Here is a 16,600-nt window from a genome sequence, read left to right on the forward strand (position 1 = left end):
TTGACCAGCACCTCAGGATTATCGATGACAAATCATAGCGGCCTCGGTCGCCCCCGCGAATTCGAACTGGATGTCGCCGCGCGCGACGCGATGAACGTGTTCTGGGACCGGGGTTACGAAGGGGCTTCCCTGCCCGACCTGATCGAGGGCACGGGCCTGTCGCGCGGCAGCCTGTACAAGGCGTTCGGCGACAAGAAGGGCTTGCTGCTGGCCGCGCTCGACCTGTACATGGACAAAGGGCTGCAAGCCACCGCCGACCTCCTCTCCCGCCAGGGCTCCGCCAGGGAAGCGATCCGCGCTTCGCTGATGCGCCTTGCTGATCTCTCCTCAGGCGATGCCGGGCGGCGCGGATGCCTGATCGTGGCGATGGCCACCGAGGTCGGCACGCACGACCCGGACATCGCCGAACGCACCGGCCGCATGTTCCGCCGCCTGCAGCAACTGTATGCGCAGGCGATCGCGCGCGGCCAGGCGAGCGGCGAGATCGCGCCACGCGACCCGCAGGTGCTGGCCCATTTTCTTGTCTGCCAGATCCAGGGCATGCGCGTGCTGGGAAAGACCGGCGTTCCCGAAGCGGAGATGGTCGCAATCGTCGACACCGGCATGCGTCTTCTCGACTGAATTTTTTTTGTCTACTTTGGAACCGATTGGTTCCGTAAGGGGGATCCGATGACTCACACGACCTTACCCGAACCGCGCCGCTGGGCGATCTTCGCCGTCCTGCTGGTCGGTTCCTTCCTGCCGCCGCTGGACTTTTTCATCGTCAACGTGGCGCTGCCGTCGATCCAGTCCGAACTGGGCGCCTCGGCCTCGGCCGAGCAGCTCGTCATTTCATCCTACGCCGCGCTGTATGCGGTCGCCCTGATCAGCGGCGGACGCCTGGGCGATCTGTTCGGCCGTGGCCGGATCTTCCTCTTCGGGCTGGCCGGCTTCGCCGCCGCATCGCTGCTGTGCGGCCTGGCCTGGTCGCCGGCGGCGCTGATCGCCGGGCGCGCCTTGCAGGGGGTGACGGCCGCCATCATGGCGCCGCAGGCGCTCGCGTCGGTCCATGCGATCTTCCCGGAAGCCGAGAAGCCGCGCGCCCTCGGCCTGTACGGCGCCGTGTTCGGCCTGGCCTCCGTTATCGGACAGGCGCTGGGCGGCATCCTGATTGCACTGGACCTGTTCGGTATGGGCTGGCGCATGATCTTCCTCGTCAACCTGCCGGTGGCGATCCTGGTCCTGGCATTCGGCCTGCCCTTGCTGAAGGAAACGCGGGCGCCGCGCTCGAGCCGGCTGGATCCGGGCGGCACGGCGCTGTCGGTGCTCGCACTGGGCGCCCTGATCGTGCCGCTGATCGAAGGCCGGGAGGCGGGCTGGCCCTGGTGGTCCTGGCTGTGTCTGTGCGCCGGGCCCTTGCTGGCATGGTGCTTCTGGCGCTACCAAAGCGCGCTCGTCCGCGCAGGCGGCGCGCCGCTGGTCGATCCCACCGCGCTGCGCGCACCGGGCATGCGACGCGCGCTGGCGATCGCCTTACTGTTCTATGCGCTTGCCGCCTTTTTCCTGCTGTTCTCGGTCTATCTGCAGAACGCGCTGCACGTGAGCGCCCTGGACGCCGGCCTGGTCTTCCTGCCGTTCGGCCTCGGCTACCTGCTCGGGCCCCTGGCAACGCCGTTCGGCAGGCGCCTCCTGGGCGAGTGGCTCAATCCGGTCGGCATGGCATTGCTGACAGCGGGCTTTGTCGGCCTGGCCGCGCTGGTGGCGGCGACGCCGGTGGGTGTCGCTCCGGCGGGGGCGACGCTGGCCGCCCTGCTCTTCGTCATCGGCTGCGGCCAGGGGCTGGCGCTGCCGTCGCTGATGCGGATGATCACCGGCCGCGTGGCGCCCGTCCATGCCGGGATGATCGCCGGCGTCGCAAGTTCGACCCTGCAAGTCGGCACTGCGCTCAGCGTGGCGCTGATCGGCGGCGTCTTCTACACCGTCCGCGGCGTGCATGACGACCCGGCGGCGATCACGGACGCCTTCACCGTCGCCATCCTGTGCATCGCCTGTTGTCTCGGCCTCGGCGCGGTGCTGGGCGCGACGCCGGCGCGCCAGGCGAGCGTCGCCCCGATCGTGACAGGCCGGACCAGCGGTGCGTAAGGCCGCCGACATCCGCGCCTTTTCTTGACGGCGCCCACGTGGCGCCATCTCAGGAGCGTCAGAACCGCCTTCTCTGCGCATGGAGCGTCCACAGGTCCCTCCTTTCCTGCAAGCCTTGTTGGGTAGTGTTAACTTTTCCGTAGTCGTCAGCGTTAGCTGATTCGTCTGAGTGGTTGTCCTATGTTGGTTAGTTACGTTTTATGATATGGTGACGTCATCTCCACCCAACCCGTCTTGCCATGCACACCGCCACTTCATGGGACGCCGACCCGGTCAAATCCTTCAAGGCATTCATATCGACCACGGCCTTTGCCGAAACCGGCCGGCGCCAGCGCGCCGACGGCACGCTGCGGGTGCTGTCGGCCGAGTCGGCAAAGATCTATCTCTTCATGTTCAACAACCTGGCCGGCTGGCTGCAGGAACAGGGACTCACCTTCTCCAGGGTGTCGAAGGCCGACCTGTTGCGCTTCATCGGCCGCACGGTCAAGGGCAAGCGCGTCCTGAACAGCAAGATCGCCTACCGCTACCTGCGCCTGCTGGAACGCTGCTACGAACACCTCGGGGTCTTGCCCAATCCGGCGCAGGAGGCGATCCTCGGCATCGACCGCGCCCACATGGCGAAGGACGAGGCCGGGCGCACCCTGTCGGAAGACCAGCTGCAGCGCTTTTTCGCCGCGCTGCCGGCCGAGGCGCCGCGGCGGCGGCGCAACACGCCTTTCGATGGCTGGAAACGCCGGCGCGACCGCGCCATGCAGGTCGTCATCGCCCTGGCGGGACTGAAGGTATCGGAAGCGGTCGGCCTCCTGACCACGGAAGTCGGACGCCAGGCGTCGATCGACGGGGCGATCGTGCTGACGATCACCCCGGAGGAAAAGCACGACACCAGCCACGAACACGAGGTCGCCCTCCCCCGCGCAGGCGCCGACGAGCTGCGCGCGTGGATGGAGGAACGCGAAGCGATGGCGATCCCGGGCGAATTCGTGTTCCCGGCCAACCTGACCGGCGCCAGGATAACCAGGAAAACCGTGTACATGCAGATGCGGGCCACCTTCGAACGGGCCGGCATGGACTTGTCGCGCTCCGGCGGGCGCACCTTGCGCAACACCTTCGCCAAGCGCCAGCTGGACGCGGGCGCGAGCCCGGACGAGCTGAAGGACGTGCTGGGCCTGGCGCTCGAACGTTCCGCCGCCGACTACCAGCTCACGCGCGTGCGCCCCGATCCGCAAGAGTGAGCGGAGCCTGAAGCAAGGTCAGGCCGCCAGCAGGTGCGGCCCGATCTCGTCTACCTTGCGCACGCCGGTCAGGACCATATTGGTGCGCAAGTCCTTTTCCATGATCTGCAGCAGGCGCTCGACCCCGGCCTGGCCTTGCGTGGCCAGCGCATAGACGAAGGCGCGCCCCAGCAGGACGCCGTCCGCCCCCAGCGCCAGCATGCGGAACACATCGGTCCCGGTGCGCACGCCGCCGTCGGCGAAGATCGTCATCCGTCCCTTGACCTCGGCCGCGATGGCCGGCAGCACCGAAGCGCTCGACGGCGCGCCATCGAGCTGGCGGCCGCCATGGTTCGACACCACGATGCCGTCGGCGCCGAAGGCCAGCGCATCGCGCGCATCTTCCGGATCGAGGATGCCCTTGATGACCAGCTTGCCCCGCCACTCGTCGCGGATCCATTGCAGGTCGGGCCAGGCGATGCCGGGGTCGAAATTGGCGCCGAGCCAGCCGATGTAGTCGGCCAGGCCGGTGGCGCTGCCGCGATAGGCCGTGATGTTGCCCAGGTCGTGCGGACGGCCGAACAGCCCCACGTCCCAGGCCCAGCGCGGATGCAGCACGGCCTGCAGCATGCGCCGCAGCGGCGCGTTCGGCCCGCTCATGCCGCTGTGGGCGTCGCGGTAGCGCGCGCCGGGCACCGGCATGTCGACCGTGAACACCAGGGTGCGCGAGCCGAGATCCCATGCGCGGCGCATCACGTCGCGCATGAAGCCGCGGTCCTTGAGCACGTACAGCTGGAACCAGATCGGGTGCGCGGCCTGGGCCGCCACCTCGGCCAGCGGGCACACCGAGACGGTCGACTGGATGAACGGGATGTTGCGGTGGCAGGCGGCGCGCACCGCCTGCACCTCGCCGCGCCGGGCGTACATGCCGGTCAGGCCGACCGGCGCCAGCGCGATCGGCAGCGAATAGCCTTCGCCGAACCACTGCACGTTCAAATCGAGCTGCTCGGAGCCGCGCAGCACGCGCTGGCGCAGCCTGATCGCCTGCAGGTCGTCGACGTTGCTGCGCAGGGTCTGCTCGGCGCCCGCGCCGCCGTCGAGGTAGTGGAACAGGAAGGGTGGCAGCCGGCGGCGCGCGGCCTGGCGGAAGTCGGTGGCGGACGAAATGATCATGTACGGATACTGGATGAGCAGATGAGCGGATCGAATCCGCAGTCTACGCCGTCGCGCGCATCCTCGTCCATCCAGGGGCCCGGGATAATCAGCGTCCTGAGCGCGCACGCCGTATTGACATGCAGGGCAAACGCTCAAGCGCCTGATTAAATGGACCGCAAGGCCGCCCGCCCGTTGACACTTCCCGAACGGAAAATGAATACTCGGCCGGGCAAGCCTTGACCAGATCAGGGCGCAGACCAGGACGCAGACCAGGACAACGATGGCATCCATTCCCCCTTACCAGAAACTGAAACGCGGCGCGGCCCTCGCGCTGCTGGCGCTGGCCTGCGCCGCCTGCGCCACCCCGGGCCGCCAGCTCGAGCCGCTCGATCGCGGCGTCGTCGCGATCCACACCGGCGCGGGCAATTTCGTCAGCTGGCGCGCGCTCGGCCCGGAAGACCCGGCCACCACCTTCAACCTGTACCGCGACGGCGTGCGCATCAATACCACGCCGCTGACCGCGACCAACTTCGTCGATGCGGGCGCCTCCGCCAGCGCGGCCTACAGCGTACGTGCCGTCAGCAAGGGGGTCGAAAGCGCCGTCGACGGGCGCGCCGGCGCCACCTGGCCGCAGCCGTTCAAGACCGTCCCCTTGCGCAAACCCGCTGGAGGCGACACCCCGGATGGCGAGGCCTATACCTATGGCGTGAACGACGGTTCCGCCGCCGACCTCGATGGCGACGGCGTCTACGAATTGCTGGTCAAGTGGCAGCCGAGCAACGCCCACGACAACGCCCATCGCGGCTACACGGGTTCGACCTTCATCGATGCCTACCGCCTGGACGGCACGTTCATGTGGCGCATCGACCTGGGCAGGAACATCCGCGCCGGCGCCCACTACACGACCTATCTCGCCTTCGACTTCGACGGCGACGGCCGCGCCGAACTGATGGCCAAGACCGCCGACGGCGCCGTCGACGGCGCCGGCAAGGCCATCGGCGACCCGGCGGCGGACCACCGCAACAAGGACGGCTACATCCTGGCCGGCCCGGAATTCCTGACCGTGTTCGACGGCCGCACCGGCGCCGCCCTGGCCAGCACCGACTACGCGCCGCCGCGCGGCGACGTCGCGGCCTGGGGAGATGCGCACGGCAACCGGGTCGACCGCTTCCTGGGCGGCGTGGCCTATCTCGACGGCGCGCGTCCGAGCGCCGTGTTCGCGCGCGGCTACTATACCCGCGCCGTGCTGGCGGCCTGGGACTGGCGCGACAACAAGCTCACCCGGCGCTGGGTGTTCGACAGCGACCTGCCCGCCAACACGGCCGCCGCCGGCCAGGGCGCGCACTGGATGGCCGTGGTTGACGCCGACGGCGACGGCCGCGACGACATCGTCTACGGCGCCGCCACCATCAGGAGCGACGGCGCGCTGATGTACAGCACCGGCCTGTGCCACGGCGACGCCCTGCACGTCGGCAAGCACGACCCGAGCCGGCCGGGCCTGCAGGTATTCATGGTGCATGAGTCGCCCTCTTGCTACAAGGGCCACGGCGCCGAGATGCACGACGCCGCCACCGGCAAGGTCTTGTGGGGCATCGCCAGCAGCATCGACGTGGGACGCGGCATCTGCATGGACATCGATCCCGCGCATCCGGGCAACGAGTGCTGGGCCGCGATCGGCGGCATCAACAATCCGGCCGGCGGCCTGGTGAACGCTGCCGGCGTGCAGATTTCGCCCGTGCGCCCGCGCGCCTTCAACTTCGGCCTGTGGTGGGATGGCGACCTGCTGCGCGAGTCGCTCGACGGCACCCGGATCGAAAAATGGAACCCACAGGCGCAGCGCCTCGAGCCGCTCCTCGACGGGGCGAAGCATGGCGCGGCCTCGATCAACGGCACCAAGGCCAATCCCGTGCTGTCGGCCGACCTGTTCGGCGACTGGCGCGAAGAAGTGGTCTGGCGCAGCGCCGACGACGCGGCGCTGCTGGTGTTCTCCACCACGGCGCCGACCCGGCACCGCATCCCGACCCTGATGCACGACACCCAGTACCGGGTGCAGGTGGCGGCGCAGAATGCCGCCTACAACCAGCCGCCCCATCCCAGCTTCTTCCTCGGCGAAGGCATGACGCTGCCGCTGCAGGTTTCCGATCAATCCAGATAACGCCCTTGACATGACTGTTCGCCTTTCCCTTCCCCTCGCCGCCCTCGCCACCCTGCTCACCTTCGACGCCCGCGCCTTTGATCGCCTGAGCGTGACCGCCAGCCATGCGCTGGACATCGCCCGGCCGGCCGAAACGATCTCGATTCCCTGGGCTAGAATCAACGAGGCCCTGCCGCAGGCCCGATCGCAGCAGCTCGTGATCAAGGACGGGGCCGGCCGCACCCTGGCCTATCAGGTGACCAATGTCGCGGCCACCGCCAAGGACCCGCAGATGATCGGCGCCGCCTATGGCGAGCTGCTGTTCCAGTACGACTTCAAGGCGGGCGAGAAATCGGCCACCTTCAGCATCGAGAAGGCCGGGGCCACCGTGCCGCCCTTCCCGCCCAAGACCTATGCGCGCTTCGTGCAGGAGCGGCTCGACGACTTCGCCTGGGAAAACGACAAGCTGGCGCACCGCGCCTATGGCCCGGCGCTCAAGGCGCCGGCGCCGCCCGGCAGCGACAAGGAAGTGCTGGTCACCAGCGGCCTCGATATCTGGTTCAAGCGGGTGCCGTATCCGATCGTCGACCGCTGGTACAACATCGGCCACGACCACTACCACGTCGACCAGGGCGAAGGCATCGACATGTACAACGTCGGCCCCACCCGCGGCGCCGGCGGCACCGGCATCTGGGACGGCAAGCAGCTCCACGTCGGCGCCAACTACCGCGAGTGGCGGATCCTGGCCAACGGCCCGATCCGCACCGTGTTCGAACTGCACTACGACGCCTGGGACGCGGGCGGCGCCAAGGTGTCCGAGGTCAAGCGCTTCACGGTCGACGCCGGGCGCTGGTTCGACCGCATCGACAGCACCTTCACCTTCAGCGGCCCGGCCACGCTCGACGCCGCCGTCGGGCTGCACAAGAACCCGAGCGACAAGGGCCAGGAAGTCAAAGTCGACTTCGCCCAGAACAAGGCGGAAGGCAGCCTGGTGCAATGGGTCACCCAGCGCAGCTTCGGCGACTTCGGCGTGGCGGTGATCGTGCCGTCGGCCTCGGGCTTCGCCGCCGACGCGCGCAACGGCCTGGTGACGGCGCCGGTCACATCGGGCCAGCCCCTGCGCTACTATGTCGGGGCCGCCTGGACCCGCGGCAGCCCGTTCGCGACCCAGGCGCAGTGGCAGCAGCAGGTCGCCGACGAGGCGCTGCGCCTGCGTTCGCCGGTGAGCGTGAGCCTGGCCGCGGGACGCTGACAGCATGGCGCCGCTGTCCCGCCGCAGCTTCTTCAAGACCGGAGCCCTGGCCGCCGCCTTGCCGCTGGGCCTGAACGCGGCCCAGGCCGATGCCGCGCCGGCCGCACCGGGCAACGTGGATCTATCCTGGCTCGAAGGCAGGCCTGCCTTGCTGACCGGCGCCACCTTCGGCGTGCCCTGGCCACGCGGCGCGCTCCCCAGGGACCAGGCCTTCGTCCTGTCCGGCGACGGGCAAGACCTGCCCTGCCAGAGCTGGCCCCTGGCCTACTGGCCGGACGGTTCGCTGAAGTGGAGCGCGCACGCGTTGCCGCCGATGGATGCGGCGCCGGAGCGCCTGCGCCTGCGGCCCGGCAGTTCCGGCGCCACGGGCGGCAAGCAAGTGACGGTCAGGGAAAGCCCGGACGCCATCGTGATCGACACCGGCGTCATCGAGTGCGCCATCCCGCGCCAGGGCGCCGACATCGTGCGCAGCCTGCGCCGTGGAGGGCGCGAGATCGCGCGCGCCGGCAAGCTGGTCGCCCTGAGCGACGACAGCCCTGACGGCAGCACCCGGCAGACGGCCTACGAGAGCCGGCTGCAGCGCGTCACGCTCGAACAGCGCGGACCCGTGCGCTGCGTGGCAAAAGTCGAGGGCATGCACCGCGCCCGGGATGGCGACCGTTCCTGGCTGCCGTTCACGCTACGCCTGTATTTCTACGCCGGCGCCGAATCGGTGCGCATCATGCACACCTTCGTGTTCGACGGCGACGAGCAGAAGGATTTCGTGCGCGGCCTCGGCCTGCGCTTCGACGTGCCGCTGGTCGACGCTCCGCACGACCGCCACGTGCGCTTCGGCGGCGAGGCTGGCGGCCTGTGGGCCGAGGGCGTGCGCAATCTCACCGGCTTGCGGCGCGATCCCGGCGAAGCGGTGCGCAAGGCGCAGCTGGCCGGCCAGGCGGTGCCGCCGATCGCCGAGCGCGTGAACAAGTCGCTGCACCTGATCCCGGCCTGGGGTGACTACAGCCTGGCGCAGCTTTCTCCCGACAGCTTCCGCATCCGCAAGCGGACCAAGGCAGGCCATGGCTGGATCGACGCGGCCTGGGGCCGGCGCGCGCCGGGCCTGGGCTATATCGGCGGCGCCAGCGGCGGCCTGGCCTTCGGCATGCGCGACTTCTGGCAGCGCCATCCGACCCAGCTCGACATCCGCAACGCGCAGACGGACGCCGCCCAGGTCACGCTGTGGATCTGGGCGCCGGATGCGCCGGCGATGGACTTGCGCTTTTATCACGACGGCATGGGCATGCAGACCCATGCCGACGAGCTGCAGGCGCTGGACGTCACCTACGAGGATTACGAAAAAGGCTTCGGCACGCCGGTCGGCGTGGCGCGCAGCAGTGAATTCACGCTGTGGGCGCTGGACACGACGCCGGCGCGCGAGCAGCTGGTGCGCATGGCGGCCCATGTGCAGTCGCCGCCGCAGCTGTGCGCGGCGCCAGCCCACATCCTGGCCACGCGCGCCTTCGGCAACCTGTATGCGCTGCCGGACCGCTCGACCCCGGCCAAGGCGCACATCGAAGACAGGCTGGACGCCAACTTCGCCTTCTACCGCGACGAGGTCGAGCAGCGCCGCTGGTACGGCTTCTGGGACCATGGCGACGTGCGCCACACTTACGACACCGATCGCCACGAATGGCGCTACGACGTCGGCGGCTATGCCTGGGCCAATTCGGAACTCTCGCCCGACCTGTGGCTGTGGTACGCTTTTCTGCGCAGCGGCCGCGCCGACATCTTCCGCATGGGCGAAGCCATGGTGCGCCACACCACGGATGTGGACACCTACCACCTGGGCCGCTTCGCCGGGCTGGGCACGCGCCACAACGTCCAGCACTGGGGCTGCAGCGCCAAGCAGGTGCGCATCAGCACCGCGGTCTACCGCCGCATGTACTATTACCTGACGGCCGACGAGCGCACCGGCGACGTCATGCGCGAGCTGCTGGACGCCGACCTGCGCCTGGACGCCGTCGACCCGGTGCGCAAGCTCCCGAACCAGCCGTCCAAGGGCCCGTATCCGGTGCGCGCCAGCTTCGGCACCGACTGGGCCTCGCTGGCGGCCAACTGGCTCACCGAATGGGAACGCAGCGGCGACACCCGCTACCGCGACAAGATCCTGACCGGCATGCGCGACATCGCGGCCATGCCGCACGGTTTCTTCAGCGGCGAACGCATGGGTTACGAGCCCCGCACCGGTCGCCTGCACAATATGGCCGGCGACAGCGTCAAGGCCTCGCACCTGAACGCCGTGTTTGGCGCGGTGGAAGTGTTCGACGAGCTGATCGCCCTTACCGGCGACCAGGCCTTCGAACGCGCCTGGCTCGACTACTGCGCCCTGTACAACGCGCCGAAGGACGAGCAGCAGCGCCGCCTGGGCAAGCCGCATGGCGGCTCCGACGTGCTGGTAATCGGCCACTCGCGCCTGACGGCGTATGCGGCCTGGCGCCGCAAGGACCCGGCGCTGGCGCGCCGCGCCTGGGCCGAGTTCGCGCACGCCCGCCCTTATCCGCCCTTCGTGGCGACCAGGGTCCTTGGCGCGGCCACGCTCAATCCGGTCATGGAAGTGCCGTGGGCCACGACCAACGACACCGCGCAATGGGGCCTGGCCGCGATCCAGAACCTGGCGCTGATCGGTGACGCCCTCTGACCCTTCGATGCGATTCGCCATGACCCACACTTTCCATGCATGCTACCTGGCGGCTGGCGCGCTGCTGGCCGCCCAAGTGCACGCCGCCGCGCCGACCCGGTTCGTGTTCGGCGACGCCGAGGCGCCCGCCGGCCACACCCGCGTCGCGCCTGGCGCGCCCTACGACGCGGCGCGCGGCTACGGCTTCGAGGATGGCGGCCACTATTTCTCGGTCCGCCTCCCGGAGGGCAACTATGCCGTCACCGTCGTGCTTGGCCATGCCACGCAGCCGACCGCGACCACGATAAAATCCGAGCTGCGCCGGCTGATGCTCGAGAACGTGCCGGCGGCGGCCGGACAGCGCGTGCTGCGCACCTTCGTCGCCAATGTGCGCACTGCGCGCATCGCCCCCGTGCCTGGCGTCGCGGCCGGCGCGGTCGCCCTCAAGGCGCCGCGCGAGACCGAGTCCGAGGCCTGGAACTGGGACGAGCGCCTCACCCTGGAATTGAACGGCGAGCCAGACGCCGTCCAGCGCATCGAGATCGTGCCGGCCAGGGTGCCGACCATCTTCCTGCTGGGCGACTCGACCGTGAGCGACCAGCCGGGCGAACCGTACAACAGCTGGGGCCAGATGCTGCCGCGCTTCTTCGGTCCCCAGGTCGCGGTGTCGAACCACGCGCAGTCGGGCGAGACCTACCGCGACTCGCTGGCGCGCCGCCGCATCGACAAGATCCTGAGCATGATGCAGCCGGGCGACCTGCTCCTGATGCAGTTCGGGCACAACGACCAGAAGCAGGTCAAGGACGGGCGCAGCGGCCCATTCACGACCTACAAGGCCGAGATCAAGGCCCATGTGGACATGGCCCGTGCGCGCGGCGGCCTGCCGGTGATCGTCTCGCCGGTCGAGCGCCGCGCCTTCGACGCGGCGGGCCAGGTCAGGCCCACGCTCAGCGACTACGCCGAAGCCGCGCGCCAGTCGGCGCGAGAGCTGGATGTGCCCTTCATCGACCTGAATGCGATGAGCAAGACCCTGTACGCCGCGCTCGGCGTGGAAGGCTCCAAGGCGGCGTTTGCCTCGCCCGCCCCTGGAAAGCTGGACAACACCCACCACAACCCATATGGCAGCTACCTGCTGGCCAAGGCGGTGGCGCTGGGCATGCGCGAGGCGAAGCTTGCGCTGGCCGCCCACCTCGTCCCCGACTTCCGTTTCGACCCGGCCCATCCCGATCCGGTGTCCGGCTTCAGGGCGCCGCCCAGCCCCGGCCGCACGCAAGCACGGCCGCTCGGCGACGACGGGCAGCGCGAAGTGACCACCGGGGCTGCTCGATGAGGCGCCGCACCACCCTTGCCCTGCTGGCGAGCGGCCTGCTCGGCGGATGCGCCGGCCCGCTGTCGGCTAGTCGGGCCACCGAAGACCAGGCCTACCTGTTCTCCTACTTCCTGGGCAATGGCGCCGACGGCCTGCATTTCGCCGCGAGCCGCGACGGCTACCAGTGGGAGGCGCTGCGCGGCGGCGCCAGCTTCCTGGCGCCCACCGTCGGCCCGACCAGGTTGATGCGCGACCCGTGCATCGCCCGCGGACCGGACGGGATGTTCCATATGGTGTGGACCAGCGGCTGGAACGATACCGGCATCGGCTACGCTTCCTCGCCCGACCTGGTGCGATGGTCGAACCAGCGCAGCCTGCCGGTGATGGCGCACGAACCGGGCGCGCTCAACGCCTGGGCGCCAGAAATATTCTACGACGCCGGACGCGCCCACTTCCTGATCCTGTGGTCGTCGACGATCCCGGGCCGCTTCCCGCATACCGAGGCCGGCGGCGAGGCCGCCGGCGACAACAAGTACGACCACCGCATCTACGCCACCACCACGAAGGATTTCGCCAGCTTCACGCCGACGCGGCTGTTCTACGATCCTGGCTTCTCGGTGATCGACGCCACCTTCGTGCGGGCGCTCGGGCACGACTGGCTGGTGGTGAAGGACGAGACCCGCCATCCGCCGCGCAAATACCTGCGGGTCGCACAGGCCGCCAGCCTGGAAGGCCCGTTCGGGCCATTGAGCGCGCCGGTCACGCCGGCAGGCCTGTGGGCCGAGGGGCCGAGCGCGCTGCAGGTCGGCGACGAGGTGCTGCTGTACTTCGACGCCTACACCGCAGGCCACTACGGCGCGCTGCGCTCGCGCGACATGCTGCACTGGGAAGACGTCAGCACGCGCATGCGCTTTCCGCGCAAGATGCGCCACGGGACCGCGTTCGCGGCCCCGGCCAGCCTGGTGGAAAGGCTCAGGGCGCTGACGCCCTGAGGAAGAGGGTCAGTCGCGGCCGCCCTGGAACATCAGGCCGCTATCGTTCAGCCCGAACTTGAACTTCTTGTTCATCTCGATGATCTCGGCGCCGGCCAGCAGGGTCGGACCATATCCGTGCGCCGCCTTGACGCTGGTCGGGCGATAAGCATAGAACGCCGGGTCGAAGGCCATGCCGGTGCCGACGCAAATCCCCTCGATCTGGCCATTCTGCGTCACCTTGCTGGCCACGGCGTTCCAGGCCAGGTTGGCCATCGGGCCATACATCTCCGGTTCGACATAGCCGCGGTTGACCGCGCGCGCGATCGCGTAGGCATAGATCGCGGTGGCCGAGGTCTCCTGATAGGTGTCGTTGCGGTCGATCAGCTGGTGCCAGAAGCCGTCGCGGCTCTGGTAGCCGGCCAGTCCGCGGATGTGGGCGCGCAGCTGTTCGAGCACGGCGTTGTAGCCCTTGTGGGTCTTGGGCAGCACTTCGAGCACCTCGACCATCGACATCACCGCCCAGCCGTTGGCGCGGGCCCAGCGCAATTCGGGATGATCGCGCTTGCCCTCGACGTAGCCGTGCATGTAGATGCCGAGCCTGGGGTTGAACATGCGCTTGGAGAACTGCTGCACCTGGCGCACCGCGTCGTCGTAGTACCTGGCCTCGCCCGTGGTCTTGCCCAGGTAGGCCATGGTCGGCACGCCCATGAACATATCGTCCAGCCACAGGGTGTCCGGCAGCGGACGCATCTTGCGGCCGCCCTTGCCGTCCGGGCCGCCGCGCGCCAGCGTGCCGTCCTTCAGGCGGTATTCCTTGTTGGTGACGAAGTCGCCGCACACGCCGATCATCTGGCCGTAATCGACCTTGGAGCCGGCCACCTTGGCCTTCATGAAGCTGTGGCACAGCGCACCGGCGTCGTCCAGCGCGTGCGGGTTCAGGAAGCTCTTGATCGGCGCATGCGCGCTCTGCGCATCGGCCTTCACTACCGGCAGGTAGGCGCGGGTCAATTGGGACAGCAGGGTGTGGCGCCTGGTCACGTAGTCCTGGTAGCGGGCGTCGCCGGTGGCCTGGGCCGCGGCCAGCATGCCGATATAGGTCACGCCCCACTCGTAGCTGGTCAGGCGGAAGTCGCCGGGCTTGAGCACCGCGTTCGGGTTGGCCTTCGTTACGTCGGTGATGGCGGCGCCCGTGGTCTTGTCGATCAGCTCCGCCGGCGTGGTGCGGTCGAGGTAGGCGAACACGCGGTCGAGCACGGCCTTGACCTCGGCCGCTTCCATGGCGCGGTACGGCGTCGGATAGGTGACCTCCAGCGCATGCAGCATGGCGTCGGCCGGGGCCGGCCCTTTTTCCTGCGGCGGCGGCGCGTCCTGGGCGATCGCGCCCAGCGAAAACGGGAACAGGCCCGCCACGAGTATGGCCATCAGGGTGTGGCGCGGCTTGGATGATTGCATTGCTTGTGTCTCCTTTTATTGGATTTGGTGGATGGTCAGTCCGGCGATGGTCTGGCGCGACCACGTGGTGCGAAAACCGACATACCCGCGCGTGAGCGGCCGCGGGTCGTAATACGTAAACAGGTCTCGGCCGTCCACGCGCATGCGCGTGCAGCCATCGCGCACCGCGATCTCGACGCGATAGTCGCGGTTCGGCTCGAGCAGGAAGTCGCGGCCCAGGCGCTCGGCGACCAGCTCGCGCTTGCCGTCGCTGTAGCGCCGCATCCGCGTGGTGGTGTTGCCGTTGCCGCCCATGCCGGCGTAGTACAGTTCCAGGTCGTCGTAGTCCTCGAACTTGCCGGAGCGGGTGAACAGCGTGTCGCGCGCCGGATCGCGCGCCATCCAGAACTGGTTCAGGTCCGACAGGCGGTCGTTCGGCCCGCCGTCCATCACTACCCGGCGCGTGTAGGCGATCAGGAGGTTGCCTGACAAAGGCTTGTCGAGCCACACGGTGGCGCCCGAATCGACGTCGATCAACAGCCGTCCGTCGCGGTTGGCGACGACATTGCCGGGCTTGCGCGCATACTCGCTCACATAGCCGGTCAAGGGGCCATTGAAATCGTCCTGATGGAGCAAGGCGCCGCGCTCGCCCCAGCGCACGCAGGCCCGTGGCGAAAAATAGGCGCCCAGCGGATCGCCCGGCAGCGCGGCCAGGCCGGCGACGACCCGGCGCGCATTGAATTCGGCGCCGGCGGCGTTGGTATGCGTGCGGGCGTCCGAGAAAAAGGTGTCGACGGTGGCCGCCCCGACCTCACGGTAGGCGTCCGAGATCAGCATCGTCAGGTCCATGAAGTGGGCGCCGCCGGCCGCAGCCACCTGCCGGCCCCAGTCGGCGAAGTTGGCGAAGTCGCGTTCATGCTGCCACTTGTCGCGGTGCGGAATGGGCGAGGCGATGACCACGATGGCGCCCTTGTCCCGGGCGTCGGCGACGTAGCGCCCCATATACCAGCCGAAGCTGTGCACCGCTTCCCCGCTGCCGTCCGGGCGGGTGTCCTCGACCGTCTCCGGGCCGATCCCGGGAACCGAGGCGCGATTCTTCGACGCCGGATCGCCGATGCGGCCGCCATCGTTATGACCGAACTGGATCAGCACCACGTCGCCGCGCCTGAGCTGCGCCCTGACCCGCTCCCAGCGGCCCTCGGTGAAGAAGGTGCGGCTGCTGCGGCCGCCGATCGCGGCATTGACCACATTGATCTTGCCGGCGTCGAAATACGGCGCGATGCGCTCGCCCCAGCCGATCGCCCCGTTCTGTCCACCGCTCTTGACGGTTGAATCGCCGACCAGGAACAGGGTCGGCAAGGTCGGATCGCGCGCAACCTCGTCGCGCACGGTGCGCGCATCGACCACCGGCCGCACGTCGTCCACCGGTTTCAGGAACGTCTTCATGCGCGGGTGGCCCAGCTTTGCCAACTCGAGCGCCACCACTTGGGCATTGAGCACCGCGCCGGCCCAGTTGGTATGGACGCGCTCGTCCGGCACGGTGGCCGGGAACAGTGCCATGACCGCGTCACGTCCCATCGCGTCGTAGCGCCCCGCCACGATCTCGTTCAGGTCGATGAAGCCCACCTGTTCGCTGCGCGCCACCTCGGCCGCCCAGCCAGCGTAATCGTTGCGGTTGCGGCGCACCTTGCCGCCATCGTCGTTCCACGCCTTGCGCGGGACCAGCGAGGCGACGACCGGCATTCCCCCCTTCGCGCGGATGTCGGCGATGTATTTGCGCAAATACCAGCCGTAGCTGTGCACCGTCTCGCGCTGGCCGGTGAGGAGGTTGTCGATCTCGGTGGATTCAATACCCACGCCGCGGATCGTGCCGCGCGCACGCTTGTCGTCGTTGACCGGCGAGGCGTCGTTGTGCCCGAACTGCATGATGACGACGTCGCCCGGCTTGACCAGGGCCAGCGTGCGCTCCCAATGGCCGCTGCTGATATAAGTGCGGCTGGACAGGCCGCCCACGGCGCGGTTCACCAGGTTGACGCGCGCCGCATCGACGTGGGCCGCCAGCGGATTCCCCCAGCCCCACTGCCCCTGCGCGCCCTTGCCCTGGCCGTCGTCGTGGCCGTTGCGCACGGTGGAGTCGCCGATCAGGATGATCGAAGGCAGGGCCGGGTTGGCCGGTTCCGGCAGCACGACCCGGGCGCGCGCGGGGTCGGTATTCACGGCGGCGGCCGGGCCTTGCGCATGGCTTGATGCCATGACGCAGGCCAGCGCCAGCCATACCAGTATCCGCTGCAGGGCGCGCGAAACAGTCATTGCCACGGTCTCCGTCGGTCGTTGTTATAGGCAGATTCTATGCGGCG

At 68.8% G+C, this 16,600-nt stretch carries 11 protein-coding genes; 8 read left to right on the forward strand and 3 right to left on the reverse strand.

Features of this window, described 5'->3' with window-relative positions; all coding sequences use genetic code 11:
- The first annotated feature begins 24 nt into the window (after positions 1–24).
- The 3 genes from KY496_RS06530 (at position 25) to xerC (ending at position 3,353) form a co-directional block, all read left to right on the forward strand.
- Positions 25–621, forward strand: coding sequence for a TetR/AcrR family transcriptional regulator (locus KY496_RS06530; RefSeq protein WP_005670428.1), 597 nt, complete (start codon positions 25–27; stop codon positions 619–621).
- Positions 622–669: 48 nt separating this feature from the next.
- On the forward strand, positions 670–2,121 hold the full coding sequence (locus tag KY496_RS06535) for an MFS transporter (protein ID WP_219864275.1): 1,452 nt from the start codon (positions 670–672) through the stop codon (positions 2,119–2,121).
- A 239-nt stretch (positions 2,122–2,360) separates the two neighbouring features.
- Positions 2,361–3,353 carry a tyrosine recombinase XerC gene (gene xerC / locus KY496_RS06540; protein WP_219864276.1) on the forward strand — a complete coding sequence of 331 codons (993 nt, stop codon included), beginning with the start codon at positions 2,361–2,363 and terminating at the stop codon, positions 3,351–3,353.
- Between the two features lie 18 nt (positions 3,354–3,371).
- Here xerC and lldD read toward each other — a convergent pair whose 3' ends face one another.
- Positions 3,372–4,505 carry an FMN-dependent L-lactate dehydrogenase LldD gene (lldD, locus tag KY496_RS06545; protein WP_005670423.1) on the reverse strand — a complete coding sequence of 378 codons (1,134 nt, stop codon included), beginning with the start codon at positions 4,503–4,505 and terminating at the stop codon, positions 3,372–3,374.
- A gap of 262 nt (positions 4,506–4,767) precedes the next feature.
- Between lldD and KY496_RS06550 the strand changes: the two genes are divergently transcribed.
- The 5 genes from KY496_RS06550 to KY496_RS06570 are packed head-to-tail and all read left to right on the forward strand — an operon-like array spanning position 4,768 to position 12,830.
- Positions 4,768–6,642, forward strand: a complete 1,875-nt coding sequence (locus KY496_RS06550; RefSeq protein WP_229520451.1) for a rhamnogalacturonan lyase — start codon at positions 4,768–4,770, stop codon at positions 6,640–6,642.
- 10 nt (positions 6,643–6,652) lie between these two features.
- Positions 6,653–7,873 (forward strand): DUF4861 family protein, encoded by a 1,221-nt coding sequence (locus KY496_RS06555; protein WP_005670418.1) that lies wholly within the window; start codon positions 6,653–6,655, stop codon positions 7,871–7,873.
- A gap of 4 nt (positions 7,874–7,877) precedes the next feature.
- Positions 7,878–10,550: a Tat pathway signal sequence domain protein gene (locus KY496_RS06560; RefSeq protein WP_219864277.1), complete on the forward strand. Its 2,673-nt coding sequence runs from the start codon at positions 7,878–7,880 to the stop codon at positions 10,548–10,550.
- 19 nt (positions 10,551–10,569) lie between these two features.
- Positions 10,570–11,859 carry a rhamnogalacturonan acetylesterase gene (locus tag KY496_RS06565; protein WP_219864278.1) on the forward strand — a complete coding sequence of 430 codons (1,290 nt, stop codon included), beginning with the start codon at positions 10,570–10,572 and terminating at the stop codon, positions 11,857–11,859.
- On the forward strand, positions 11,856–12,830 hold the full coding sequence (locus KY496_RS06570; protein ID WP_219864279.1) for a glycoside hydrolase family 43 protein: 975 nt from the start codon (positions 11,856–11,858) through the stop codon (positions 12,828–12,830). The genes KY496_RS06565 and KY496_RS06570 overlap by 4 nt, the downstream gene beginning before the upstream one ends.
- A gap of 9 nt (positions 12,831–12,839) precedes the next feature.
- On the opposite strand, the gene KY496_RS06575 is transcribed toward KY496_RS06570, so the two are convergent.
- A complete protein-coding gene (locus KY496_RS06575; RefSeq protein WP_219864280.1) occupies positions 12,840–14,264 on the reverse strand; it encodes a glycoside hydrolase family 105 protein in 1,425 nt (474 codons plus the stop codon).
- Between the two features lie 15 nt (positions 14,265–14,279).
- The gene (locus KY496_RS06580; protein WP_219864281.1) at positions 14,280–16,553 is read right to left on the reverse strand and encodes a DUF6250 domain-containing protein; all 2,274 of its coding nucleotides are present in this window, start codon (positions 16,551–16,553) and stop codon (positions 14,280–14,282) included.
- Positions 16,554–16,600: the final 47 nt, after the last annotated feature.

The organism is Massilia sp. NP310 (assembly GCF_019443485.1).
In the GTDB taxonomy this organism is placed as follows: Bacteria; Pseudomonadota; Gammaproteobacteria; order Burkholderiales; family Burkholderiaceae_D; genus Telluria; species Telluria timonae.